Here is a 24461-nt window from a genome sequence, read left to right on the forward strand (position 1 = left end):
CCAAACAAATGGAGGCCACCTACACATGTCTACTGTCTTAGAACATGAAATTCGTATTTTCGCACTCAACTCGAACAAACCACTGGCAGAGGAAATCGCTAAAGTCATCGGAATCCCGGTCAGCGAAAGTTCAGTCAAACACTTCAGTGATGGCGAAATTTCGATGAACATCGAAGAAAGTGTCCGAGGGGATGATATTTACATCATTCAATCGACAAGCCAACCAGTCAACGAAAACCTGATGGAACTTCTCATCATGATCGATGCACTGAAACGGGCGTCTGCACGGACAATCAACGTCGTCATTCCATATTACGGTTATGCGCGTCAAGACCGCAAAGCACGTTCACGTGAGCCAATCACGGCGAAACTCGTTGCGAACTTGCTTGAAGTAGCAGGGGCGACACGCGTCGTGACGATGGATCTCCATGCAGCACAAATCCAAGGGTTCTTCGATATTCCAGTAGATCAATTGATGGGTGTACCGCTTCTCGCTTCATACTTCGAGAAAAAGAACATCGATCCAAACGAACTCGTCATCGTTTCTCCAGACCATGGCGGTGTCACACGGGCACGTAAATTAGCAGAACAATTAAAAGCACCGATCGCGATCATCGACAAACGCCGTCCGAAACCGAACGTCGCAGAAGTCATGAATATCGTCGGTCAAGTCGATGGCAAGATTGCCATCATCATCGATGACATCATCGATACAGCGGGTACGATCACACTTGCAGCGAACGCTTTGATCGAAAACGGAGCGAAACAAGTCTATGCATGTTGTACACACCCTGTTCTTTCGGGTCCAGCAATGGAACGGATCGAGAACTCAGCGATCGAAGAACTCGTCGTCTTGAACACGATTGACTTGACACAACGCGAATGTGCAAGCAAAATCAAACAAATCTCTGTGGCACGTTTGCTTGCAGAAGCAATCATCCGTGTACACGAACAGAAATCAATCAGCCCGCTCTTCAGCTGATTGCTTGATGCATACGAACGACGTGGTCCGGTTTATTGAAATCGGACCCTTGTTCGTTTACTTTTTTTAATAGAAATGAGGAATCGATATGAAATGTATCGTCGGATTAGGGAATCCTGGTGCGAAGTATGCGAATACGCGCCACAACATCGGTTTTCTTGCGATTGATGCCTTAGCGGAGAAGCACGGGATCAAGCTTTCAGAATCGAAGTTTAAAGCCCTCTTCGGAACGGGAATGATAAACGGAGAACGTGTCGTGCTCGTCAAGCCATTGACGTATATGAACTTATCAGGTGAAGCGGTGCGACCGTTACTTGATTTCTATAAAATCGCGGTCGAAGATGTGCTCGTCATCTATGACGATCTGGACTTGCCGCTTGAGAAACTACGGTTGCGTTCAAAAGGTAGTGCAGGCGGTCATAACGGCGTCAAGTCGTTGATCCAGCACCTCGGTACGCAGGAAATCAAGCGCCTTAAGCTCGGCGTCGGTCGACCACCGGCACCCATCCAAGTCATTGACTGGGTGTTAATGAATTTTTCGAAGGCGGAGCAAGGAAGTCTGCAACATGTACTCAATGCGTCTGTCGATGTAGCGACGGACTTCATAGACACACCGTTTCTCGCTTTAATGAATCGGTATAACTGAACGCAACGCTTTGGGGTTCCAAAGCGTTTTTGCTGTCGTGTTTTAGGAGGAAGAAGATGAAACAATTACAAGAACTCTTACTAGCGATTCCTGAAATCAAGACGGTTCGGGAACGTTTCCGGGACGGTGTCAACGCTCAGTTGATCACCGGTCTGATGAACAGTGGGAAAGCATTGTTCGTAGCCGGGATTTATCAGGAGACGAAACGTCGATTCGTACTCGTGACACATAATATGTTCCAAGCACAAAAACTGTACGATGATTTGATTGAACTCGTACCGGAAGAAGACGTCATGCTCTATCCGGTCGATGAGACGTTAGCAGCAGAACTTTCTTATGGCGCAAGTCCAGAACTGCGGGCGACGCGGATTGAGACCCGTCATCGTTTACTGACGACGGACGACGGAATTTTGATCATTCCGCTCGTCGGTTTACGTCGATATGTTCCGGATGCACAGACGTTCCTGTCACACGTCAAACAAGTGAAGCCGGGCGACATCTTATCGATTCCGGACTTCGTTCAAGATTTAGTCGATGCGGGGTACGAACGGACAGCGACCGTGACGACGCCTGGTGAGTTTGCTGTTCGCGGAAGTATCATCGATATTTATCCGCTTACGGTCGAACGCCCATACCGGCTCGATCTATTCGACGAGGAAGTCGACTCGATCTATACATTCGATGCGGAGACACAACGTTCGCTCGGTGTCGTCGCAGAAGCATGTTTGATGCCAGCGGCGGAACACTTCGCGACGAAGGATCAGTTGAAGGACGCGGGTGAAAAAGTCCGTCGTCTTTATGAGGCGACGAAAGAGCGCGTCCAAAGTACGGAAGTCCTCGCGGCACTTGAAGAGGGAATCGCCTATGACGTCGAGTTGTTAGAAAATGGCGATCGTCCGAAACAGTTCGTGAAGTATGCACCGATCCTCTACACGTCGACGTTACGTCAAGACGTGACGGGAAGCGTCTTGATCGTCGATGAAGTCGCACGGGTCGAAGAAGCGGCGGAAGTCCAGGATGCCGAGGAAGCAGAATGGATGGCGTCTCTCATTGAACGCGGACAAAGCGTCAGTGATTACGTCCTGTCCGTTCCGATGGCACATGTCTTTGAAGGACAACCATTGTTGTATCTCTCGCTCCTACCGACCCGCCGGAGTGGGGTACCGGAAAGTGCGGCAATCCATTTCAGCATCAAACCGATTGCACCGTTCCATGGTCAGATGGAACGCCTGAAGCAAGAAGTCGAGCGATATCGTCGCGCTGACATGTGGATGGTTTTCTTAGCGAGTAACCGAGAACGTGCCGAGCGGATGCGTCAGACGTTATCCGATTATGGGGTCGAAGCCTCGATCGTAACGAAAGAAGGCATCACTCGTGGTCAACCAGCGATCCTGATTGGGGGAATTCATGGTGGATTCGAGATGACGAATGCGCGTCTCGTCGTCATCACGGAAGAAGAAGTCTTCAAGCAACCAGCGCGTCGCCGGAAGCAAACGACGAAGCTGACGAACGCTGAACGGATCAAGAGCTACCAAGAATTGAAGACAGGCGATTACGTCGTTCATATTCATCATGGGATTGGACGATACCACGGCATCAAGACGATTGATGTAGCCGGTAATCATCAGGATTATCTCCATCTCGTTTACGCGGGAGAGGACTCGTTGTATGTTCCTGTCGATCAGATCGACTTGATTCAAAAGTATGTCGGCGCTGAAGGAAAAGAGCCGAAGATTTATAAACTCGGCGGGACGGAATGGAAAAAGGTCAAAGCGAAGGTCCAGAAATCGGTCGAGGATATCGCTGATGAATTGATCAAGCTCTATGCGGCTCGTGAAGCTGCCGTCGGTTTTGCGTTCCCAGAGGACGACGATAACATGCAAGCGTTCGAGGCTTCGTTCCCGTATGAGGAAACGGTCGATCAATTGCGATCGATTGCCGAGATCAAGAAGGATATGGAACGTCCGCGTCCGATGGATCGTCTATTATGTGGCGACGTCGGGTATGGGAAAACGGAAGTTGCGATTCGAGCGGCGTTCAAAGCGGTCATGTCTGGAAAACAAGTCGCGTTACTCGTACCGACGACCGTCCTTGCGCAACAACACTACGAAACGATGCTTGAGCGATTCAGTGAATGGCCGATTCGAGTGTCGGTCATGAGCCGGTTCCGTTCGCCAGCAGAATTAAAGGCGACGAAACAAGGGTTAAAAGAAGGAACGATCGATGTCGTCGTTGGGACACACCGTGTGCTGTCGAAAGACGTCCAATTCGCTGATATCGGATTGTTGATCATTGATGAAGAGCAACGATTCGGTGTTAAACACAAAGAACGTCTGAAACAGTTGAAGACAAACGTCGATGTCTTGACGTTGACAGCGACACCGATTCCGCGGACATTGCACATGTCGATGATCGGAATCCGTGATCTCTCGGTCCTTGAGACACCACCGGAAAACCGTTATCCGGTCCAGACATACGTCATGGAATACGACGGAATCGTCATGCGGGAAGCACTCGAACGGGAACTCGGACGTGGTGGACAAGCATTCTTCCTCTACAACCGTGTCGAGGGCATCGAGCGAAAGGCAGAAGAGATTCGCGCCCTCGTACCGGAAGCACGGATTGTCACGGCTCACGGTCGAATGACGGAAACCGAACTCGAAAGTCAGCTAATCGCCTTCTTCGAAGGAGATGCCGACGTCCTTGTCAGTACGACGATCATTGAGACGGGGATTGATATCCCGAACGTCAATACGTTGATCGTTCATGACGCCGATCAAATGGGCTTATCACAGCTTTATCAATTACGTGGTCGTGTCGGTCGTTCAAGTCGCGTCGCCTACTCGTACTTTACGTACCGTCCGCAAAAACGATTGACGGAAGTGGCAGAAAGTCGTCTGCAGGCAATCAAGGAGTTCACGGAGCTCGGTAGCGGTTTTAAAATCGCAATGCGTGACCTGTCGATTCGCGGTGCCGGGAACTTACTCGGTTCGCAACAATCTGGATTCATCGATTCTGTTGGTTTCGATCTCTATTCGCAGATGCTTGCAGAAGCAGTCGAGGAGCGGAAAGAACGGATGAAAGGTAAAAAACGCATCCAGAAATTCGTTCCTGAGTTCACATTCAGCCTTGATGCCTATATTCCATCGCACTACATGACAGACTCCGAGCTGAAAATCGAGTTCTACAAACGTTTGAAATATGTTGATACCGTCGATAGTCTCGAACAACTCGAAACGGAAATGCTTGAACGATTCGGTGAGTTTCCGGATGAGGTCGCGCGTTTGATCCAGTTGACGCGAATGCGCATTTTCGCTGAACGGGCGCGTGTCGAGCGTGTTAAACAAACCGATCCGAAAATTGAGATCGTCTTATCGCTCCAATCGACACAACAACTCGATGTGGCGGACTTCGTTAAATGGACTGTTCCACTGGGACGTGGTCTTGGAATGGGACAACAAGAACAGAAACTCGTCTTGACCCTGAACCGGAATAAACAGTCGACGCAACAGATGACGATGCAGGCAGAACAGTTGCTAGCAGAGCTTGATCGCCGGCTCGTCGGGCGATGAATAGACGAACGATTGCGCAAGGCGCAGCACTGCTTGCGATCTCTAGTTATATCTCAAAATTGCTCAGCTTCTTTTACCGGATTCCGTATCAGAACCTCGCTGGTGATTTCGGATTGTACGTCTATCAGACCGTCTATCCATTATTTGCGATTGCGGCAGCGCTCGGCATTTATGCGCTGCCTGTCATCGTGGCGAAGTTGACGCTTCACCACCCGGATGAGAAACGAGAAGTTCTCTGGTCGATTTTTTATGTCTTACTTGCCATGACCGTCTTTTTCGGTCTGCTCGGATGGTGGATCGCCCCGACGCTCGCTGGGTGGTTCGGGGATGCAAAACTGGTTGTGCCCCTGCGTGCGGTAACATGTACGTTTTATTTACTACCCGTGATTGCTGTTCTACGAGGAATGTTCCAAGCAGATCTTGAGATGCGACCGACGGCTGTATCCCAAGTCTCTGAAAATGCCGTCCGTGTCGGACTATTGTTGCTTGTGACGTATATCGGTGTCTCGATGCAGGCGGACCCCTACTGGATTGGTGCGAGCGCTCATTTAACGGCGATTGGCGGCAGCATCGTTTCGTTATTCGTCCTGTTACGCTTTGCGAAAGGGAAAATCGGTCGTCCGGTATTTTCGAGTATTCATATAAGACGTGTCGGAAAAGTGCTGGTGACAAGCGGTGTAGCAGTTAGTATCGCGTCACTTGCCTTGTTGCTGATGCAATTGATTGATGGATTAACGTTCGTCAATCTACTTGGCAATACGACGGAAACAAAAATCGAAAAAGGAATACTCGACCGTGGGTATCCGTTACTGCAATTTGCGATTCTGTTTGCGACGTCGATGAGCCTTGCGAGTGTGCCAGCCTTGTCGACCGCATACCGGAAACACGATCCACAGATGATGCGTCAACAACTCGAGACATTACTCCGTTCCGGTTTATTGATTGCCGCTGCAGCGACGATCGGGCTAATGGGTGTGATGCGTCCGCTCAATATTGCGTTATATCAAAATGATCAAGGAACAGCGGGATTGATTTGGCTCGCAGCGACGGCATTTGCCGCATCGATCGCGATGATGATCGTCTCTTGTCTCCAGTCGGTTGATGCCGAGAAGTATGCGCTTGTTGGTGTTCTTATCGGATTAGGGGCGAAGCTTACTCTGAACCTCTATTTCATTCCCCGATATGGTATGATCGGGGCGGGTATGGCGACATTTGGCGGTTTTGCCGTCATGGCGGCAGCACAATGGATTTTATTGAACCGGAAGTTCGGTCGTGTATCTGCGGGAACTGTTTTTTATCGAAGACTGGTCTTACCTGTGCTTACCATGGGTGTGTTTCTGTATCTGATCGAGACGTTTTTCCAGCTGTTTGAGCTTGAGACACGAATCGGTGCGGCACTCGAAGTCGGCGTTCTTGTCGTCGGTGGTGCCATCATTTATGGCAGTATGGCGTTACGCTTTCGTGCCTTATCAGAACAAGAGTGGGCGTTATTGCCTTTAGGAGATAAGTTATATCAGATGTACCAACGTAGGAGGAGCATATGACACACCGAATTACGATCGTCGGCCTTGGCGTCGGCGAACTCGAACAATTGCCGTTTGGCATCTATCGATTATTAAAAAACACGACACAACCTGTCTATTTGCGGACAGTGGATCATCCAGTCGTTTCAGAACTTGCAGCAGAGGGAATGAACTTTACATCATTTGACTCAGTTTATGAACGACATAGTCGGTTTGAAGACGTATATACAGAAATCGTCGAGGAATTGCTTCGTCTTTCTGAAACGACAAATATCATCTATGCCGTTCCAGGACATCCATTAGTCGCTGAGAGTACTGTGCAACAGTTGTTGCAACGGACAGACAATGTCGATGTCGTAGGGGGACAAAGTTTTCTTGATCCGATGTTCGCTGCACTTGGCGTGGATCCGATTGAAGGATTCCAGTTACTTGATGCAACGGCATTTGCTGTCGATGAAGCACAGATTCGTCAACATTTGTTGATTGGACAAGTCTATGATGCGCTCGTCGCCGGTGACTTAAAGGTTCAGCTGATGGAACGTTATCCGGACGAACATCTTGTCACTTTGGTCACGGCAGCGGGTACAAGCAAACAAACTGTCCAAAGCGTGCCGTTATATGAACTCGATCATGTGACGACGCTCAGTAACTTAACGACGGTCTATGTACCACCGGTTACGGATGAGCAGACGTTGAATCGTGACTTCGCGACTTTAAAAGAGATTATCGCGCGATTACGCGGTGAAGGTGGTTGTCCGTGGGATCAAGAGCAGACGCATGAGTCCTTAAAACGACATTTAATCGAAGAATCTTACGAATTACTGGAAGCAATCGACCTTCAGGACGATAACTTAATGATAGAAGAACTAGGAGACGTCCTCTTACAGGTTATGCTCCACGCACAAATTGGTCTAGATGAAGGGTATTTTGATATTCGAGACGTCATCGGAAGCGTCAGCGATAAGATGATTCGTCGCCATCCCCATGTCTTCGGGGAAACGACTGTTGATTCTTCAGCAGACGTTGTGTCGAACTGGCAAGACATCAAAGCACAAGAAAAACCGGAGCGGACTTCTTTACTTGATGGTGTGACAAAAGGAGCACCTGCTTTGATGCGCGCAGAAGACATTCAAAAGAAAGTGGCGAAAGTCGGTTTTGAATGGAGTGACGTCGAGGGGGCACTTGAAAAAGTGATCGAAGAGTTACATGAATTGAAAGAAGCAGCCCCAGAAGAACGACTCGGAGAATTTGGAGACGTCCTGTTCTCGATAACACTCGTCGGAAAATACCTCGGTCTATCGGCAGAAGAAGGATTACAACGAACGAATGATAAATTTATTCGCCGTTTTACACGGATGGAACAACTAGCGGATCGACCGCTCGTTGAGATGACGCTTGAAGAGCAAGATTCACTCTGGCATCAAGCGAAGCAGGAGGAACAGTCATGAGACTTGATAAATTTTTAAAAGTATCGCGTCTGATCAAACGACGGACGCTTGCGAAAGAAGTCGCCGATCAAGGTCGGATTACGATCAATGGTAATGTAGCGAAAGCAAGTAGCACGGTAGCAGCAGGTGATGAGATGACGATTCGGTTCGGAAATAAGATCGTGACAGTTGCGATTTCAAGCATTAAAGAACATGCGAAAAAAGAAGAAGCGTCTGATATGTATGAAATCATCCGTGAAGAAAAGGTGAATTCCGAAGAATCGATGTAATTTACCGGAAAAAGGAAGTATACTAAAGAGTGTCAGGGATGACCACTCAGAAAGAGGAGGGATGATATGCCAACACCGCTCGAATCAGGGCGTCAAACGCCAAAGATCAAGCCGCTCAATGACCGTAAGAAGCAATTGAGTCAGAATGCTATTGAAAACCGTCGACGTCTCAAAAATCGCTTTTTCTTGTGTCTGACCGTCTTTTTGCTCATCTTTTCCCTCATGGGGTGGTCATACATGGAAAAACGGCAATTGATCGCAGAACAAAAGCAGTCATTTCAAGTAGCTGAACAAGAGCAGACGAAAGCGAAAAAAGAGACCGCCCGTCTGAAGGAAGAAATCAATCGTCTCAATGATAAAGAGTATGTAGCGAACTTAGCTCGGAGCGAGTTGCTCTATTCGAAAAAAGGGGAAACGATCTTCTACTTTTCACCGGAAGACTAATTGAAGGTTGCCGATTGATTGAAAAAAGAATGAATCACTCGTATAATAAGAAACGAATCAACTAAAAAGGAGCAATACAATTTATGTCGATTGAAGTAGGCAGCAAAGTGCAAGGGAAAGTAACAGGCATCACGAATTTCGGAGCGTTCGTTGAGTTACCAACAGGGAAAACTGGTCTTGTTCACATCAGTGAAGTGGCAGATTCTTACGTTAAAGACATCAATGATGTGTTGACGGTTGGTCAAGAAATCACCGTCAAAGTCTTAAGTGTTGAAAACGATGGTAAGATCGGTCTTTCCATCAAAAAAGCCGTCGATCGTCCAGAAGGCGAACGTCCTCGTCCTGCACGTCAGTTCGACCGTGGACCACGTCCAGCAGGACAAGATCGTGGACCACGTTCGTTCGATAACAAAGGACCACGTGGAGGCGGTAACCGTGGAGGCTTCAACAAAGGCGGCCGTGGTACACCACCACCGCGCAAAGAACAATCGTTCGATACGCTGATGTCTAGTTTCCTGAAAGATAGTGAAGATCGTCTTGCTACGTTGAAACGTCAAACGGATTCAAAACGTGGCGGACGCGGCGCAAAACGTCAATAACTTGCTGACCTGTTCTCTATAAGAATAGAGATGGAATGACGCCGTTCATTCCATCTTTTATTTTTTTGAAATTATTTTTAGAAAAAGCGTTGACTTTCATTTGACCTGCCCGTATTATAGAAAATGTGCTTAAGACGCACGAGTTAAAAATATGGCGGTGTAGCTCAGCTGGCTAGAGCGTACGGTTCATACCCGTGAGGTCGTGGGTTCGACTCCCTCCGCCGCTACCATATTTTTTTGGCCCGTTGGTCAAGCGGTTAAGACACCGCCCTTTCACGGCGGTAACACGGGTTCGAATCCCGTACGGGTCATTCTCAAAAGCTATCTCTATTATATAGAGATAGCTTTTTTTAGGTTTTAACGGAAAGGGGAAATCGTTATGGAAGGTGTGCCGTTCGAACCACTTTTAGTAGGTGTTTCGGGAGGTTGTGATTCGATGGTACTCGTCGATCGGTTGTACAAAGAAGGTTACGATATCGCGATTGCGCATGTGCATCATGGATTACGAGAGGCGTCCGACGAAGAAGCGTGCTTTATTCAGGAGTGGGCAACGGCCCGAAAGATATCTTTTTTCATGACGCGTTTAGAATGGACAGGACGTACGAGCTCTCAAGCAGCTTGTCGCGAAGAGAGATATGCGTTTTTTGAACGAATCATGGAAGAGACCGGGCGCTCGCGTCTGATTCTCGCCCATCATCAAGACGATCAAATTGAGACGCTACTCATTCAGCTCATTCGTGGAGAAGCGCAGGTTGATGGTATTCCCGTCGTTCGTCCGTTTGGTAACGGTTGGTTGCATCGACCGTTGCTACATGAATCGAAGCAAACATTACGCGAGTATGCATTGCAACATGAAGTTCCGTGGCGAGAAGATGCGTCAAATGCAGAAACTACTTATTTGCGTAATCAAATCCGGCATACGATTGTGCCGCCACTCCGAGAAATTCGTCCAGAGTTTGAACAAGCAACAGCAGCGGCAGCGCATGCGCGACAGCAAATCATGCGTGAGCAGGCGACATTCGTCGCGACCTATCTCGACCGGTGTAAGGAAGCAAACGGAATTCCGATAGCACGTATTTTAGAATTACCGACGGATTTACAGCGGCTTGTCTTGCCGACACTAACGGGAGAAACGTTTTCTTCAGAAACGATTCGTCACTTCATCATGTGGCTTCGGGTGGATAAGGGCTCGGACGAAGTGTATTATGGAAACTGGAGGATGCGACGTGCATATGGCTTTTTGATGCAGGATCGTGTGATACGGTCAATGAATGACGATTTACCGTTTCAAGTAGGGGAGAATTTGGGAACGTATCATTATGGTGGACAAATGGTTCGCTTCTCAATCGGAAACCAAGGTATCCCGCTGGACGCGATTGCGTTCCCGTTGACGGTGCGTCCGCCACGTCCAGGAGATCGAATCCAGCTTGCCGTAGGTTCGAAAAAAGTCAGTCGAATTCTGATTGATGCTAAGGTTCCACGTTATCTCCGAGAACAGGTTCCGGTCGTCGTCGATGCAAATGGAGTGATTTTAGCCGTCATTGGACATCGAATTGCAATATTCGGGTCATTTGAACTCCTCGCAAAATCTTATTTAATGATAGAATGGTAATGTAGTGTTTATTATGGAGGAGGAATACCTAGCATGACCTTGATGAACGATATGGAAAAAGTACTGATTTCAGAAGAAGAGATCCAAAATAAAGTGGGCGAACTCGCCGGCGAATTGACAGCGGATTATCACGATCGTTTTCCGTTGCTTGTGTGTGTCTTAAAAGGCGCAATGCCGTTCATGTCTGATCTTGTCAAAAAGATGGATATGCACCTTGAAATGGACTTCATGGACGTTTCAACGTATCACGGTGGGACAACATCAACAGGTGAAGTCAAGATTGAAAAAGATTTGAACACATCGGTAGAAGGACGCGACATCTTGATTGTCGAAGATATCATCGACAGCGGATTAACGCTTGGCTACCTCGTCGACCTCTTCAAGTACCGGAAAGCGAAGTCCGTTAAGATCGTGACGTTGCTCGACAAACCAACAGGACGGAAGAATGACTTGCACGCAGATTACAGCGGCTTCGTCATTCCACACGAATTCGTCGTCGGTTATGGTCTGGATTACGAAGAGAAATACCGTAACCTTCCGTATGTAGGTGTCTTGAAACCTGCAGTCTACGGCGGCTAATTATTTTTAATCTCGTCTGTCCCATGATAAGATGAAACCAATTACAAAGCGCGCCCTGTCGCGCCAGGATTCGTATTCATCCATTAGAAAAACGAGATGGATGCGGAGAGGAGGCATAAGATGAACCGAGCAGTGAAGAATACCCTCGTGTTTGGGGTCATTTTTCTAGCTTTGATCTTGTTTCTGCAATACTTGCAGAGTCCAGTGAACAAAAGCAAAGAAATCAATTACACACAGTTTGTCGAGTCTGTTGAAAAAGGTGAAATCAAGACGGCTACCTTCCAATATGAAGGGCAGACGTATAATGTGACAGGAGATTTGCGTGAAAAAGATTCAACGTATGAGACGGTCGTACCGGCTGTTGATACGGAACTAACGGATCTCTATACGCAACTCAGAAGCCAAGGAGTCAAATTGGACTTCAAGGCAGCAGAAACGAATGGTGGTTGGATCGCGTTACTGACGACGATCGTTCCATTCATCATCATCTTCATCCTCTTCTTCTTCTTGATTAATCAAGCACAAGGTGGCGGTGGTGGCGGTCGCGTCATGAACTTCGGGAAATCGAAGGCACGCCTCTATGATACAGAGAAGAAAAAGATCACGTTTGATGATGTAGCCGGCGCAGACGAGGAGAAACAAGAACTCGTCGAAGTCGTCGAATTCTTGAAAGATCCGCGTAAATTCGCGAAACTCGGTGCCCGTATTCCAAAAGGGGTCCTCCTCGTAGGTCCTCCAGGTACAGGTAAGACGTTGCTCGCACGTGCCGCAGCTGGTGAGGCTGGCGTACCATTCTTCTCGATTTCAGGTTCTGACTTCGTTGAGATGTTCGTTGGTGTCGGGGCATCGCGTGTCCGTGACTTGTTCGAAAACGCGAAGAAAAATGCACCATGTATCATCTTCATCGATGAAATCGATGCTGTTGGTCGTCAACGGGGCGCAGGTCTCGGTGGTGGACACGATGAGCGTGAGCAAACATTGAACCAACTTCTCGTTGAGATGGATGGATTCAGTGAAAACGAAGGCATCATCATGATCGCAGCAACGAACCGTGCTGATATTCTTGACCCAGCCTTACTCCGTCCAGGTCGTTTTGACCGTCAAATCACGGTTGACCGTCCAGATGTCGTCGGTCGTGAAGCAGTCTTGAAAGTTCACGCGCGGAACAAACCACTTGATTCAACGGTTGATTTGAAAGCCATCGCACAACGAACACCTGGATTCTCAGGTGCGGATCTTGAAAACCTTCTAAACGAAGCAGCACTTGTTGCCGCTCGTGCAGATCGTGATAAAGTCTCAATCGTTGACCTCGAAGAAGCGATTGACCGCGTCATTGCTGGACCAGCGAAGAAGAGCCGGATCATCTCGCCGAAAGAGAAAAAGATCGTCGCATGGCACGAAGCTGGACATACGATCATCGGTGTCACGCTCGACGATGCGGATGAAGTACACAAGGTAACAATCGTTCCTCGCGGAAACGCGGGCGGATATGTCGTCATGTTGCCAAAAGAAGATCGTTACTTCATGACGAAGCCGGAACTCGAAGATAAGATTACTGGATTGCTCGGTGGTCGCGTCGCAGAGGACATCGTCTTCGGAGAAGTCTCGACTGGGGCAAGCAATGACTTCCAGCGTGCGACAGGTCTTGCACGGAAAATGGTCATGGAGTTCGGGATGAGTGAAAAACTCGGACCACTTCAATTCGGATCAGGTCAAAGCGGTAACGTCTTCCTCGGCCGTGATTTCCAAAACGAACAGAATTACTCGGATGCAATCGCACACGAGATCGATACGGAAATCCAAGCGATCATCAACCGCTGTTACCAAAAAGCGAAAGATATCCTGACTGAGAAGCGCGATCAGCTCGACTTGATTGCAACGACGTTGCTTGAAGTTGAAACACTTGATCAAAAACAAATTCACCATCTCCTAGAGACAGGCGAATACAAAAAACATGAACCAGAAGCAACGACTCCAAAAGCAGAAGAGAAAGCACCGGAATCGACAGATGCAACTGTTGATCAACCGACAGAGTCTCCAACGCAAATGGGTTCAGTCGTTGACGAAGGGAAAAATGTAGATACGGATACACCAGATACGCCGCGCCGCGACGATCAAGTGTAAACGGATAGAACGGATTCGATTGATATCGAATCCGTTCTTTTTTGTGGCAGACCGAGCGAATACACATCGGTAGGTGTGACCATACGAGCATGGTATAATCACAACGTATATAGTTCCGATCGTGAAACAACGGAATACAATAGAAGCATGAAAATTGAGAAGAAGCGGGGAAATAAGCAAATGATTTTAGTCATCGATGTCGGAAATACGAATATCGTCTTAGGTGTCTATCAAGGACAAGAGTTGATTGAGCATTGGCGGATTGCGACAGACCGAACACGGACGACGGACGAATACGGTATGCTCGTCAAAGCGTTGTTCCGTGACGCAGAGCTAAACGTGGAAGAAATCGAGGGAATCGTGTTATCATCTGTCGTACCCCCCGTCGTGTTTCCGCTAGAAAATATGTGTGTGCGTTACTTTAAACGCCGTCCGTTCTTGATTGGACCAGGAATCAAGACAGGACTGGATTTAAAAGTCGATAATCCACGGGAAGTGGGAGCCGATCGAATCGTCAACGCAGTAGCGGCGACGGCGAAATACGAGGGACCGATGATCATCGTCGATTTCGGAACAGCGACGACGTATTGTTACATCGATGCACAAAAACGGTATTACGGCGGCATCATCTCACCCGGTGTGATGGTTGCAACCGAGGCACTCTATAATAAGGCAGCAAAATTGCCACGAATCGAAATCGCGAAACCGCAGTCAGCCATCGGACGGAATACGATTCATGCGATGCAGTCGGGGACCTATTTCGGATATGTGGCACAGGTGGACGGACTCGTTCACCGGATGAAAGAAGAAATGGGAGAAGCGAAGGTCATTGCGACCGGCGGCTTAGCCCGATTAATCAGCGAGGAATCCACGATGATTGAGGTCGTCGATCCATTCTTGACGTTAGATGGATTACGGATTATCTACGAACGAAATAAGTGAGGGAATCAAGATGAAACGTGAAGAATTATTAGCACAATTAAAAGATGACTATTTAGTACGGGCGTTAGGCTTCAATGGAGAAGTCCGTGCGTTTGCAATCCGTTCGACGAAGACGGTCTATGAAGCACAACTGCGCCACCAGACGACACCTGTCGTCACAGCAGCGCTCGGTCGGACACTGACGATCGGTGCAATGATGGGTACGATGCAAAAAGGCGATACACGTGTCACATTAAAAGTCGAAGGCGATGGACCGATTGGGAAAATCATCGTCGATGCCGACGCAAAAGGTGTCGTACGTGGATATGTGAGTCGTCCCCGCGTCGAGATGGATACGTATGTCAATGCAGATGGTCTGACGAAACTAAAAGTCGGTGAAGCGGTCGGTCGCGGAAACATCTCTGTCATCAAAGACCTCGGGTTGCGTGACTTCGTCGGTGGTCAATCGCCGATTCAAACAGGTGAGATCAGCGAAGACTTCACGTATTACTTCGCTGTATCGGAACAAAGCCCATCGGTCGTTGGGGCTGGCGTTCTCGTTTATCCAGAAGACGAATCAGTCATCGCAGCAGGTGGCTTGATCGTTCAATTGATGCCAGGTGCATCGGAAGAGACGATTGCAGCACTCGAAAAACGTGTTGGAGCCCTAAAACCGATCTCGATTCTCGTCGGTGAGGAAAAAACACCAGAAGAAATGTTAGAACTCGTTCTCGGTGACTATGAACATCTTGATACGATTCCAGTATCATTCGAATGTACGTGTGACCGTGACAAATTAGCGACAGCGATCATCGCTCTTGGACCAGATGAGATTCAAGCGATGATTGATGAAGATGGTGGTGCGGAAGCTGTTTGTCACTTCTGTTCAGAGCATTATCACTATGATGTTCCAGAATTAGAGGAACTTCGCGAAAAATCACTCGAAAGAGCATAAGAGGGATCTAATATGGGGAATGTACAACCTAAGTACTTGTGGATGTTGATCTTCATCTTAATGTTGACGAATTTCATGACCGGTGCTTACGCCTTCATGGGTGAGCTCCCAAAGGTCGATTCTCCTAAAATCGTTCAAGACAGCATCGGTGGTCCGCTCGAGGATGTCGTCGCCGAAGTCGGTGATGAGAAAATCACGCGCGCGATGGTCTATCAGACGATGCGAACGGAACAGGAAAAACAGACGATTGATCGTTTGATTCAAGAAGCGGTCGAACGCCAGACGAAGGATGGAAAAAAGCCGGAAGTCAAACGCTTTGATTGACAGATTTCATCCAGTCCGCTGATAATTAGTTTATCGGATTACTTGGAATTCAAGCGGTTCACTAATGAGGAGGAATGGTCATGCGTATTGCGAATTCAGTATTAGATTTAGTCGGTCGGACCCCGATCGTCAAGTTACATCATCTAACGGGTCCTGAGGATGCAGATGTGTATCTGAAATTGGAGTACATGAACCCTGGATCAAGCGTAAAAGACCGGATCGCGCTATCTATGATTGAGGCCGCAGAAGAAGTGGGTCAACTCAAAGAAGGAGACACGATCATCGAGCCGACGAGTGGAAACACAGGGATCGGACTAGCGATGGTCGCTTCGGCGAAAGGATATCGCGCCATCCTCGTCATGCCAGAAACGATGAGCATGGAGCGCCGGACGTTGCTTCGCGCCTATGGTGCGGAATTGATTCTGACTCCGGGTCCTGAAGGGATGAAGGGTGCGATCGCTCGCGCGACAGCGGAAGCGGAAGAACACGGTTACTTCATGCCGCAACAATTCAATAACGGTGCTAATCCAGTCGTCCATGAAAAAACGACAGGTCCTGAAATCGTCGAAGCGTTCGAAGGCATGCAACTCGATGCGTTCATCGCGGGAATTGGAACGGGCGGAACGATCACCGGTGCTGGTAAAGTGTTACGCGATGCTTTCCAAGGTATTGAAATCATTGCCGTCGAACCAACGGATTCACCGGTCTTATCAGGTGGTAAACCGGGACCACACAAACTGCAAGGAATCGGTGCTGGGTTCGTGCCGTCGATTCTCGATACAGAGATTTATGATGGTGTTGAGCAAATCACGACGGAAGAAGCATTCGATCACGCACGCCGAGCAGCGAAGACGAATGGTGTCTTAGGTGGTATCTCGTCAGGTGCTGCGATTGCAGCGGCGCTCAAGACAGCGAAACGTCTCGGTAAAGGGAAAAACGTTCTCGCAATCATTCCTTCGAATGGGGAGCGGTACTTAAGTACACCGCTGTATCAAATCGAGGAAGAAGCAGACCAATCGAAGTAATCAACTGGACGTACACGGAAGTCATTCGGCTTCCGTGTACTTTTTTGCGTATAATGAGAGCAGAATAATGTGAAGTGGGGGACGCGTATGCGACAGACGAAATACAAAGCAGTACCATGGACGAAAGAACAATTCTACAATCGATATGTTGAACAGACGAATGGCACAACGGGACACGTCTGGCTCGAAAGCGGTCGAATCGGCCGGTATACGATGGCGGCGACTCGTCCTGTCGGATACGTCCGGACAAAAGACGGAACGACGACGATTGAGACAGATGGAAAAGTCGAGACATCGACGGCGAATCCGTTTGATGTACTCGAACAGCTCCGCGTCGACCGTGAATCAGTCCGACCGGATGGAATGCCACCGTTCTTTGGTGGGTTTGCCGGATACGTCAGTTATGATGCCGTCCGTTATTTAGAAAAGCTAACGGAACAAGCGATGGATGATCTGCAAACACCCGATCTATCATTTTACTGGTACGATGAAGTCGCCGTGTTTGATGAGGAAACGAAGCAGTTGTTCATTGCCGTGACACGAGACACGGCAGAAGAAGCAGAGCGAGTTCTTGAAACGGAAGTCGCGCGTTGGTGCATCGAGACGGATGCACCTCGATTTACAGCGACTGGTTCATCAGGTGAGCGAGAACGGGCTTTCGGGCAGGAAGCGTTCATGACAGCGGCACACCGGATTAAATCCTATATTGAGGACGGTGACGTTTTCCAAGTTAATTTGTCCGTCCGTCAACAAGAACCGCTTGGGACGACAGCGGAACATTTGTATGATGTATTACGACAAGTCAATCCTTCTCCATACATGGGTTACTTTGCGGATGAAGATTTAACACTCGTGTCTGCCTCACCCGAGTTGCTCGTCGAAAAAATCGGTGATGCGTTAGCGACACGTCCGATTGCCGGAACACGGCCGCGCGGGAAGGATGAAGCGGAGGATTTACGACTTGCGAAAACCTTACTCGATAATGAAAAAGAACGGGCAGAGCATGTGATGCTCGTTGATTTAGAGCGGAATGATTTAGGACGCGTCAGTCGTTATGGTACGGTTCATGTCGATGAGCTGATGGTGATCGAAAAATACTCGCACGTACAACACATCGTCTCAAACGTCAGAGGGGAAGTAGCTCCGGAACACTCGGGGAGTCAGGTGCTCGCTGCGATGTTCCCAGGTGGTACGATCACTGGCGCACCAAAAATCCGGACGATGGAAATCATTGAAGAACTGGAGCCGGTCCGGCGCGGTATCTATACTGGGTCGCTTGGCTTCATCAGTTGGGCGGATGATGTCATTTTCAACATCTTGATCCGGACACTCGTCGCAAAAGACGGGATGGCATATGTTCAAGCAGGTGCTGGAGTCGTCACAGATTCGGACGCAGCACGTGAATACGAAGAGTCACTTAGTAAAGCCAAAGCGTTATGGGTGACAAAAGAAACAGCGGAGGGAACGCAATGATTGTATTGATTGATAACTATGATTCCTTTACGTACAACTTAGTCCAGTATTTCGGCGAACTTGGGCAAGACATCCGGGTATTTCGCAACGACGCGATCATGCTTGCGGAAATCGAAGCGTTACAACCGGATCATCTGGTCATCTCACCGGGCCCCTGTACACCGAATGAAGCGGGGATCAGTCTAGAAGCGATTGCTTATTTTGCTGGAAAGGTGCCGATACTAGGGGTCTGCTTAGGTCATCAAGCGATTGGGCAAGTATTCGGTGGTAAAGTCGTCCGCGCGAAGGAATTGATGCACGGAAAAGTCTCGCCACTGACGCATGACGGACAAGGCATCTTTGAACGGATCCCACAAGCGACGCCGGTGACACGTTATCACTCGCTCGTCGTTGAACGCGAGACATTCCCGGAAGTGCTCGAAGTGACGGCGGAAGCCGGTGGAGAGATCATGGCACTCCGTCACCGGACGTTGCCGATTCTCGGTGTCCAGTTCCATCCGGAAGCGATTTTGACGCGAGACGGTAAGCAGATGTTAAAAAATTTCTTGGAGTTGACGCATTATGTATCTCTGGCATGACGGAACCATTAAACGAGAAGAAGAAGTACGCATCTCCCCGCTCGATCACGGATTCGTCTACGGGATGGGTGTATTCGAGACGTTTCGGACCTATAACGGACATCCGTTTTTGTTCGATGATCATATTGAACGCTTACGGATGAGTTGTGTCGCACTCGGAATCCAGCTAGCATATGATCGGGAAGCCTTACGGCAAGCGATCCAAGATTTATATGCAGCATATGGGGCGAACGATTTATACATTCGGTTGAACGTCTCGGCTGGTCCACGCGAGATCGGTTTATCAATCGATCCTTACGATACGCCGACCGTGTTGATCTATGCGAAACCAATCGCTCCGCGAAAACGGGCGGAACGTGCACTCGAGACGATTCGTTTACCGCGCAGTACGCCGGAGACGACTTACCGCTTGAAGTCACATCATTACATGAACAATCTAGTGGCGAAACGACAATTGTTCAATCCGGAAGCAGAAGGGCTGTTTTTAACGAAGGAAGGTCATGTCTGTGAGGGCATTACGTCAAACATCTTATGGCGTTACGGAAGTACATGGTATACGTCACCGCTTGAAACCGGTGCACTGAACGGGATTACCCGTCAGTTTCTCATGCAACATGTACCGGTCGAAGAACGCTTGGCTTATTTACCGCAGCTCGAAGAAGCAGATGAGATCATCTATACGAATTCCGTTCAGGAAGCGGTCGCGATTTCGTCACTTGACGGACGCCCTTTCCCTGGAATCAACGGAACAGGATATGCACAAATCATGACGCTGTTCGATCAATCCGTCGAACAGGTGACGACAAGGAGAGAACAACGATGACTTACATCATGGGTATCTTGAACGTGACACCGGACTCCTTTTCGGACGGTGGACAATATGTCGATGTCGAGCAAGCGATGCGGCAAGCGCGTCAGCTCGTCGCGGATGGAGCAGATGCGATCGATGTCGGTGGAGAATCAACACGACCGGGGGCAGCATTCGTATCAGTCGAAGAAGAACTCGCCCGTGTTTTACCGATCATCAAGCGCATCAAACGAGAGCTGAACGTCCTCGTATCGATCGATACGTACAAACCGGTCGTCGCAGAGGCTGCTATTGAAGCGGGAGCAGATATCATCAACGATGTTTGGGGCTCGAAGTGGGGCGACCGTTCGATGGTCAACGTTGCTGCGCAGTATAAAGTACCCATCATTTTGATGCATAACCGGGAGACGGCGCATGGGACAGATATGCTGGCAGAAGTCCGGGCTGACCTTGAGGAATCCATTCGGTTAGCAAAACAGGCAGGGGTAGCGGAAGAACACATTTGGCTCGACCCTGGGATTGGATTCATGAAGACGCATGAAGAGAACTTGTACCTGATGCGTCATCTATCGATCGTAACGGACTTCGGGTATCCGGTTTTACTCGGGACATCCCGTAAATCGATGATCGGACTCGCGCTCGGATTACCGACAGAAGAACGACTCGAAGGAACGATTGCGACGGTGTGTTACGGGATTCAACAAGGATGTGACTGGATGCGTGTGCATGACGTCAAAGAAGTCAAACGGGCAGCGCAGATGATGGACATCATGTTGGCTGCGACGAAGGGGGAATAACGATGGATCGAATTCATGTAACAGGCATGCGTTTTTATGGGTATCACGGTGTATTCGCAGAAGAGACGAAACTCGGTCAACGCTTCAATGTCGATTTATCGATCGGACTTGCATTGGCAGAAGCCGGTCGGACGGATGATTTGACGAAAAGTGTCAATTACGCCGAATTGTATGAAGCGACGAAACGTGTCGTCGAAGGAGAACCGCTCCAACTCGTCGAAGCCTTGGCGGACCGTATTGCAAAAGCAGTTTTTGCGTTAGATGAACGAATTCAAGAAGCGTCGATCAAGGTCATCAAGCCGGATCCGCCAATTGCCGGTCATTATGAACATGTGGCGGTCGAAATCAATCGCCTTCGGGAGGACTATGCATGAAGCAAGCTTACATTGCACTCGGCTCGAACATCGGCGATAAAGCGGCTCACTTAAAAGTAGCGATTGCTCGCCTGAGAGCATTACCGTCCGTTCATGATGTGAAGACCTCTTCCATTTATGAGACGGTACCTGTCGGATATCTCGATCAGGATTTATTCTATAATATGGTCGTCGCAATTCAAACGACGGATGAGGCATCTGTCTTACTTGGGCGACTGCAGGAAATTGAACAGCTAGAAGGACGCGAGCGTCTGTTCAAAAATGGACCACGAACGCTTGACTTAGATATTTTGCTATATGAGGAAGAACGCATTGATCTCGAAGGATTAACCGTTCCGCATCCGCGGATGCAAGAGCGGGCATTCGTCCTCGCACCATTACGTGAACTCGCAGCAACATGCGTCATACCCGGTCTTGGACAAAGCGTCGAGCAGTTGTATCAGCAGTTACCAGAGACAGAACGAAACGGTGTACGACGGTTAGGTGGGCTTTTAGAAGCGGAGGAACAATAATGGAATTTAACATTGGTGATGTCAAACTGAAGAATCAAGTCATCTTGGCACCGATGGCAGGCGTCTGTAATCCGGCGTTTCGGTTAATTGCAAAGGAATTCGGTGCGGGACTCGTCTGTGCGGAGATGGTCAGCGATAAAGGGATCTTGTACGAGAACGAACGAACGCTTCAGATGCTGTACGTAGATGAACGGGAAAAACCGCTCAGCCTTCAAATCTATGGCGGTTCAAAAGAGACACTCGTTCAAGCGGCACGATATGTCGAGGCGAACACGAATGCCGATATCATTGACATCAACATGGGCTGTCCGGTCCCGAAAGTCACGAAAAGTGATGCTGGAGCGAAATGGTTGCTTGATCCGGATAAGGTATATGAGATGGTCCATGCGGTGACGCAAGCGATCGATAAACCCGTTACTGTTAAGATGCGGACCGGCTGGGACAGTCATCACATCTATTGTGTTGATAATGTCAAAGCGGCAGAAGCGGGTGGTGCGAAAGCCGTTGCCATCCACGGGCGGACACGTTCGCAAAAGTATGAAGGGGTCGCAGACTGGAACATCATTGGCGAAGCGAAAAAAGCGGTCAACATTCCGATCATCGGAAATGGAGATGTTCAGACGCCGCAAGATGCAAAGCGGATGATTGATGAGATCGGCGTCGACGGTGTCATGATCGGACGGGCAGCTCTCGGGAACCCGTGGATGTTGTATCAGACGATCCAGTATCTCGAATCAGGAACGCTTCCAGCAGAACCGACGGCGCGTGAGAAGATTGATATCTGTCTCTTACACGCCACACGACTAGTCGCGCTAAAGGGAGAAGAACTCGCCGTACGCGAAATGCGGACACATGTCGCCTGGTATTTGAAAGGAATGAAGGGGAACGGTCGCGTTCGCAATGCGTTATTCAATATCGACACACACGCAGGACTCGTCGAACTGTTACAGCAGTACTTGCAGACACTCGAAGAAGACGTAGCATATGCCTAACAGGTAAAGTATAGTCGGACAGAGTCGTTTTGTGGTACGCTAGTTGCATTGAAGATGAGCGTATCGGTTTTCTAAAAGGGCTGTCGGTCATTCCGACAGCTTTTTATTCGAGAGAATCGTCGTGAACCATTATTAAAAGGAGTGAAGACAGTGAGTCAGGATATGGAAATGAACGATCAAATGCAGGTGCGTCTCGGTAAGATGAACGCCATGCGTGAACAAGGTCTCGATCCATTCGGCGCACGTTTTGAACGTTCGACGGATACTGCGAGCATTCGTGCATCATTTGGTGAACATACAAAAGAAGAATTGGCTGAACTGAAACCGGAAGTTGCCATCGCGGGACGTGTCATGACGACACGTCGTAAAGGGAAGGTTGGCTTTACGAATGTTCAGGATGTACAAGGTCAAATTCAGTTGTATGTCCGTAAAGATGACGTCGGCGAAGAGGCGTATGAGATCTATAAGACATGTGACTTAGGTGACATCGTCGGGATCCAAGGATATGTGTTCAAGACGAATGTTGGTGAACTTTCTGTTCACGTCACAGCATTTACGTTATTAACGAAAGCATTACGTCCGCTTCCGGATAAATATCACGGATTAAAAGATATCGAGCAACGCTACCGTCAGCGTTACCTCGACCTTATTACGAACCAAGAATCACGTGAGACATTCATCGCGCGGAGTAAAGTCATTCGTGGAATTCGTCAATATCTCGATAACCTCGGATACTTGGAAGTCGAAACACCAATGTTGCATACGATTGCGGGTGGAGCATCGGCTCGTCCGTTCATCACGCATCATAATGCGCTCGACATGACGCTTTACATGCGGATTGCGATCGAGCTCCATTTGAAACGTTTGATCGTCGGTGGACTTGAGAAAGTCTACGAAATCGGTCGTGTGTTCCGTAATGAAGGAATCTCAACACGCCATAACCCAGAGTTTACGATGATCGAACTCTATGAAGCGTATGCGGATTATAAAGACATCATGAACTTAACAGAGAATCTGATCGCTCACGTCGCACAAGAAGTACTCGGTACGACACAAGTCACTTACGGAGAAGACGTCATTGATCTATCTGTCGGTTGGAAACGAGCACACATGGTAGATCTCGTTAAAGAAGCGACAGGTGTTGACTTCTTTGAACAGATTTCAAACGAACGTGCCCTCGAACTAGCACATGAACACGGTGTTGAAGTTCAGTCACACATGACGACGGGACATATCTTGAATGAGTTCTTCGAACAAAAAGTAGAAGAAACACTCGTTCAACCAACATTCGTCTATGGTCATCCTGTTGAAGTGTCACCGCTTGCGAAGAAAAATCCAGAGGATCCACGCTTTACGGATCGCTTTGAATTATTCATCGTTCGTCGTGAGCATGCGAATGCCTTCACGGAATTGAACGATCCAATCGATCAACGTGAACGCTTCGAAGCACAACTCGTCGAAAAAGAAGCAGGCAACGATGAAGCACATGAAATGGATACAGACTTTATCGAAGCACTCGAGTACGGTATGCCGCCAACGGGTGGTCTTGGGATCGGGATCGATCGTCTCGTCATGTTGTTGACGAATGCGCCATCGATTCGTGATGTATTACTCTTCCCAACGATGCGTCACCAACAAAATTAATGAGTGGAGCTCCGTTCTTTCTATATTGTATAGAAGGAACGGAGCATTCTTTTTGAAGTCAACATAGGGATAAACGAGTCGAAAAACGGGTAAATAAAAGTTTTTAAATGTTTTTCTAATAAAATGCTTGTACGATTCAAAAAGCCATGGTATATTACTTCTTGTGCCGCGAATGGTCGTGACACACAAAAATAAATATCAAAAAAGTTGTTGACAATCGGGTTGATAACTTGTTAAGATATTAAAGTCGCTGAAAACGA

23 protein-coding genes and 2 tRNA genes are annotated in these 24461 nt (G+C 48.5%); all 25 read left to right on the top strand.

Going from position 1 to position 24461, the window contains the following annotated elements; genetic code table 11:
• Positions 1–25: 25 nt before the first annotated feature.
• Positions 26–982: a ribose-phosphate diphosphokinase gene (locus B4C70_RS11550; RefSeq protein WP_012368955.1), complete on the top strand. Its 957-nt coding sequence runs from the start codon at positions 26–28 to the stop codon at positions 980–982.
• 88 nt (positions 983–1070) lie between these two features.
• A complete protein-coding gene (gene pth, locus B4C70_RS11555; protein WP_023466549.1) occupies positions 1071–1628 on the top strand; it encodes an aminoacyl-tRNA hydrolase in 558 nt (185 codons plus the stop codon).
• 56 nt (positions 1629–1684) lie between these two features.
• On the top strand, positions 1685–5200 hold the full coding sequence (gene mfd / locus B4C70_RS11560) for a transcription-repair coupling factor (RefSeq protein ID WP_290779569.1): 3516 nt from the start codon (positions 1685–1687) through the stop codon (positions 5198–5200).
• A complete protein-coding gene (locus B4C70_RS11565) occupies positions 5197–6744 on the top strand; it encodes a putative polysaccharide biosynthesis protein (RefSeq protein ID WP_056062004.1) in 1548 nt (515 codons plus the stop codon). The genes mfd and B4C70_RS11565 overlap by 4 nt, the downstream gene beginning before the upstream one ends.
• Positions 6741–8171, top strand: coding sequence for a nucleoside triphosphate pyrophosphohydrolase (gene mazG / locus B4C70_RS11570; RefSeq protein ID WP_290779574.1), 1431 nt, complete (start codon positions 6741–6743; stop codon positions 8169–8171). The genes B4C70_RS11565 and mazG overlap by 4 nt, the downstream gene beginning before the upstream one ends.
• Positions 8168–8440 (top strand): RNA-binding S4 domain-containing protein, encoded by a 273-nt coding sequence (locus B4C70_RS11575; RefSeq protein WP_023466556.1) that lies wholly within the window; start codon positions 8168–8170, stop codon positions 8438–8440. Before mazG ends, B4C70_RS11575 begins: the two co-directional genes overlap by 4 nt.
• Before the next feature lie 66 nt (positions 8441–8506).
• On the top strand, positions 8507–8884 hold the full coding sequence (locus B4C70_RS11580) for an FtsB family cell division protein (RefSeq protein ID WP_035413247.1): 378 nt from the start codon (positions 8507–8509) through the stop codon (positions 8882–8884).
• 83 nt (positions 8885–8967) lie between these two features.
• On the top strand, positions 8968–9483 hold the full coding sequence (locus B4C70_RS11585) for a S1 domain-containing RNA-binding protein (protein ID WP_023466558.1): 516 nt from the start codon (positions 8968–8970) through the stop codon (positions 9481–9483).
• 153 nt (positions 9484–9636) lie between these two features.
• Positions 9637–9713, top strand: a tRNA-Met gene (locus B4C70_RS11590).
• Between the two features lie 9 nt (positions 9714–9722).
• A tRNA-Glu gene (locus B4C70_RS11595) sits at positions 9723–9794 on the top strand.
• A 68-nt stretch (positions 9795–9862) separates the two neighbouring features.
• The gene (gene tilS / locus B4C70_RS11600; RefSeq protein WP_290779577.1) at positions 9863–11095 is read left to right on the top strand and encodes a tRNA lysidine(34) synthetase TilS; all 1233 of its coding nucleotides are present in this window, start codon (positions 9863–9865) and stop codon (positions 11093–11095) included.
• Positions 11096–11128: 33 nt separating this feature from the next.
• Complete coding sequence (gene hpt, locus B4C70_RS11605) at positions 11129–11674, top strand: hypoxanthine phosphoribosyltransferase (protein WP_023466560.1); 546 nt, start codon at positions 11129–11131, stop codon at positions 11672–11674.
• A 120-nt stretch (positions 11675–11794) separates the two neighbouring features.
• On the top strand, positions 11795–13798 hold the full coding sequence (ftsH, locus tag B4C70_RS11610; RefSeq protein ID WP_223041102.1) for an ATP-dependent zinc metalloprotease FtsH: 2004 nt from the start codon (positions 11795–11797) through the stop codon (positions 13796–13798).
• Positions 13799–13978: 180 nt separating this feature from the next.
• Positions 13979–14740: a type III pantothenate kinase gene (locus B4C70_RS11615; RefSeq protein WP_029343061.1), complete on the top strand. Its 762-nt coding sequence runs from the start codon at positions 13979–13981 to the stop codon at positions 14738–14740.
• A gap of 10 nt (positions 14741–14750) precedes the next feature.
• Positions 14751–15674 carry an Hsp33 family molecular chaperone HslO gene (gene hslO, locus B4C70_RS11620; RefSeq protein ID WP_023466563.1) on the top strand — a complete coding sequence of 308 codons (924 nt, stop codon included), beginning with the start codon at positions 14751–14753 and terminating at the stop codon, positions 15672–15674.
• Between the two features lie 12 nt (positions 15675–15686).
• Positions 15687–15998, top strand: a complete 312-nt coding sequence (locus tag B4C70_RS11625; protein WP_023466564.1) for a hypothetical protein — start codon at positions 15687–15689, stop codon at positions 15996–15998.
• 80 nt (positions 15999–16078) lie between these two features.
• On the top strand, positions 16079–17023 hold the full coding sequence (gene cysK / locus B4C70_RS11630; protein WP_290779584.1) for a cysteine synthase A: 945 nt from the start codon (positions 16079–16081) through the stop codon (positions 17021–17023).
• Positions 17024–17110: 87 nt separating this feature from the next.
• A complete protein-coding gene (locus B4C70_RS11635; RefSeq protein ID WP_290779587.1) occupies positions 17111–18496 on the top strand; it encodes an anthranilate synthase component I family protein in 1386 nt (461 codons plus the stop codon).
• Positions 18493–19074 carry an anthranilate synthase component II gene (locus B4C70_RS11640; protein WP_290779590.1) on the top strand — a complete coding sequence of 194 codons (582 nt, stop codon included), beginning with the start codon at positions 18493–18495 and terminating at the stop codon, positions 19072–19074. The genes B4C70_RS11635 and B4C70_RS11640 overlap by 4 nt, the downstream gene beginning before the upstream one ends.
• On the top strand, positions 19058–19897 hold the full coding sequence (locus tag B4C70_RS11645; protein WP_290779593.1) for an aminotransferase class IV: 840 nt from the start codon (positions 19058–19060) through the stop codon (positions 19895–19897). The genes B4C70_RS11640 and B4C70_RS11645 overlap by 17 nt, the downstream gene beginning before the upstream one ends.
• Positions 19894–20679, top strand: a complete 786-nt coding sequence (gene folP, locus B4C70_RS11650; RefSeq protein ID WP_149426600.1) for a dihydropteroate synthase — start codon at positions 19894–19896, stop codon at positions 20677–20679. Before B4C70_RS11645 ends, folP begins: the two co-directional genes overlap by 4 nt.
• 2 nt (positions 20680–20681) lie before the next feature.
• Positions 20682–21053, top strand: coding sequence for a dihydroneopterin aldolase (gene folB, locus B4C70_RS11655; RefSeq protein WP_023466572.1), 372 nt, complete (start codon positions 20682–20684; stop codon positions 21051–21053).
• Entirely contained in the window at positions 21050–21565 is a 516-nt protein-coding gene (folK, locus tag B4C70_RS11660) for a 2-amino-4-hydroxy-6-hydroxymethyldihydropteridine diphosphokinase (protein WP_290779597.1), read from the top strand. The genes folB and folK overlap by 4 nt, the downstream gene beginning before the upstream one ends.
• Positions 21565–22557, top strand: coding sequence for a tRNA dihydrouridine synthase DusB (gene dusB, locus B4C70_RS11665; protein WP_023466575.1), 993 nt, complete (start codon positions 21565–21567; stop codon positions 22555–22557). The genes folK and dusB overlap by 1 nt, the downstream gene beginning before the upstream one ends.
• A gap of 162 nt (positions 22558–22719) precedes the next feature.
• Positions 22720–24201, top strand: a complete 1482-nt coding sequence (gene lysS, locus B4C70_RS11670; protein ID WP_087682563.1) for a lysine--tRNA ligase — start codon at positions 22720–22722, stop codon at positions 24199–24201.
• Positions 24202–24461: the final 260 nt, after the last annotated feature.

It is taken from the genome of Exiguobacterium sp. UBA5002, from assembly GCF_002396765.1.
GTDB lineage: Bacteria > Bacillota > Bacilli > Exiguobacteriales > Exiguobacteriaceae > Exiguobacterium_A.

Coding starts and splice junctions, on each gene's coding strand:
- B4C70_RS11550 (WP_012368955.1), top strand. CDS start 26: ATGTCTACTGTCTTAGAACATGAAATTCGTATTTTCGCACTCAACTCG.
- pth (WP_023466549.1), top strand. CDS start 1,071: ATGAAATGTATCGTCGGATTAGGGAATCCTGGTGCGAAGTATGCGAAT.
- mfd (WP_290779569.1), top strand. CDS start 1,685: ATGAAACAATTACAAGAACTCTTACTAGCGATTCCTGAAATCAAGACG.
- B4C70_RS11565 (WP_056062004.1), top strand. CDS start 5,197: ATGAATAGACGAACGATTGCGCAAGGCGCAGCACTGCTTGCGATCTCT.
- mazG (WP_290779574.1), top strand. CDS start 6,741: ATGACACACCGAATTACGATCGTCGGCCTTGGCGTCGGCGAACTCGAA.
- B4C70_RS11575 (WP_023466556.1), top strand. CDS start 8,168: ATGAGACTTGATAAATTTTTAAAAGTATCGCGTCTGATCAAACGACGG.
- B4C70_RS11580 (WP_035413247.1), top strand. CDS start 8,507: ATGCCAACACCGCTCGAATCAGGGCGTCAAACGCCAAAGATCAAGCCG.
- B4C70_RS11585 (WP_023466558.1), top strand. CDS start 8,968: ATGTCGATTGAAGTAGGCAGCAAAGTGCAAGGGAAAGTAACAGGCATC.
- tilS (WP_290779577.1), top strand. CDS start 9,863: ATGGAAGGTGTGCCGTTCGAACCACTTTTAGTAGGTGTTTCGGGAGGT.
- hpt (WP_023466560.1), top strand. CDS start 11,129: ATGACCTTGATGAACGATATGGAAAAAGTACTGATTTCAGAAGAAGAG.
- ftsH (WP_223041102.1), top strand. CDS start 11,795: ATGAACCGAGCAGTGAAGAATACCCTCGTGTTTGGGGTCATTTTTCTA.
- B4C70_RS11615 (WP_029343061.1), top strand. CDS start 13,979: ATGATTTTAGTCATCGATGTCGGAAATACGAATATCGTCTTAGGTGTC.
- hslO (WP_023466563.1), top strand. CDS start 14,751: ATGAAACGTGAAGAATTATTAGCACAATTAAAAGATGACTATTTAGTA.
- B4C70_RS11625 (WP_023466564.1), top strand. CDS start 15,687: ATGGGGAATGTACAACCTAAGTACTTGTGGATGTTGATCTTCATCTTA.
- cysK (WP_290779584.1), top strand. CDS start 16,079: ATGCGTATTGCGAATTCAGTATTAGATTTAGTCGGTCGGACCCCGATC.
- B4C70_RS11635 (WP_290779587.1), top strand. CDS start 17,111: ATGCGACAGACGAAATACAAAGCAGTACCATGGACGAAAGAACAATTC.
- B4C70_RS11640 (WP_290779590.1), top strand. CDS start 18,493: ATGATTGTATTGATTGATAACTATGATTCCTTTACGTACAACTTAGTC.
- B4C70_RS11645 (WP_290779593.1), top strand. CDS start 19,058: ATGTATCTCTGGCATGACGGAACCATTAAACGAGAAGAAGAAGTACGC.
- folP (WP_149426600.1), top strand. CDS start 19,894: ATGACTTACATCATGGGTATCTTGAACGTGACACCGGACTCCTTTTCG.
- folB (WP_023466572.1), top strand. CDS start 20,682: ATGGATCGAATTCATGTAACAGGCATGCGTTTTTATGGGTATCACGGT.
- folK (WP_290779597.1), top strand. CDS start 21,050: ATGAAGCAAGCTTACATTGCACTCGGCTCGAACATCGGCGATAAAGCG.
- dusB (WP_023466575.1), top strand. CDS start 21,565: ATGGAATTTAACATTGGTGATGTCAAACTGAAGAATCAAGTCATCTTG.
- lysS (WP_087682563.1), top strand. CDS start 22,720: ATGGAAATGAACGATCAAATGCAGGTGCGTCTCGGTAAGATGAACGCC.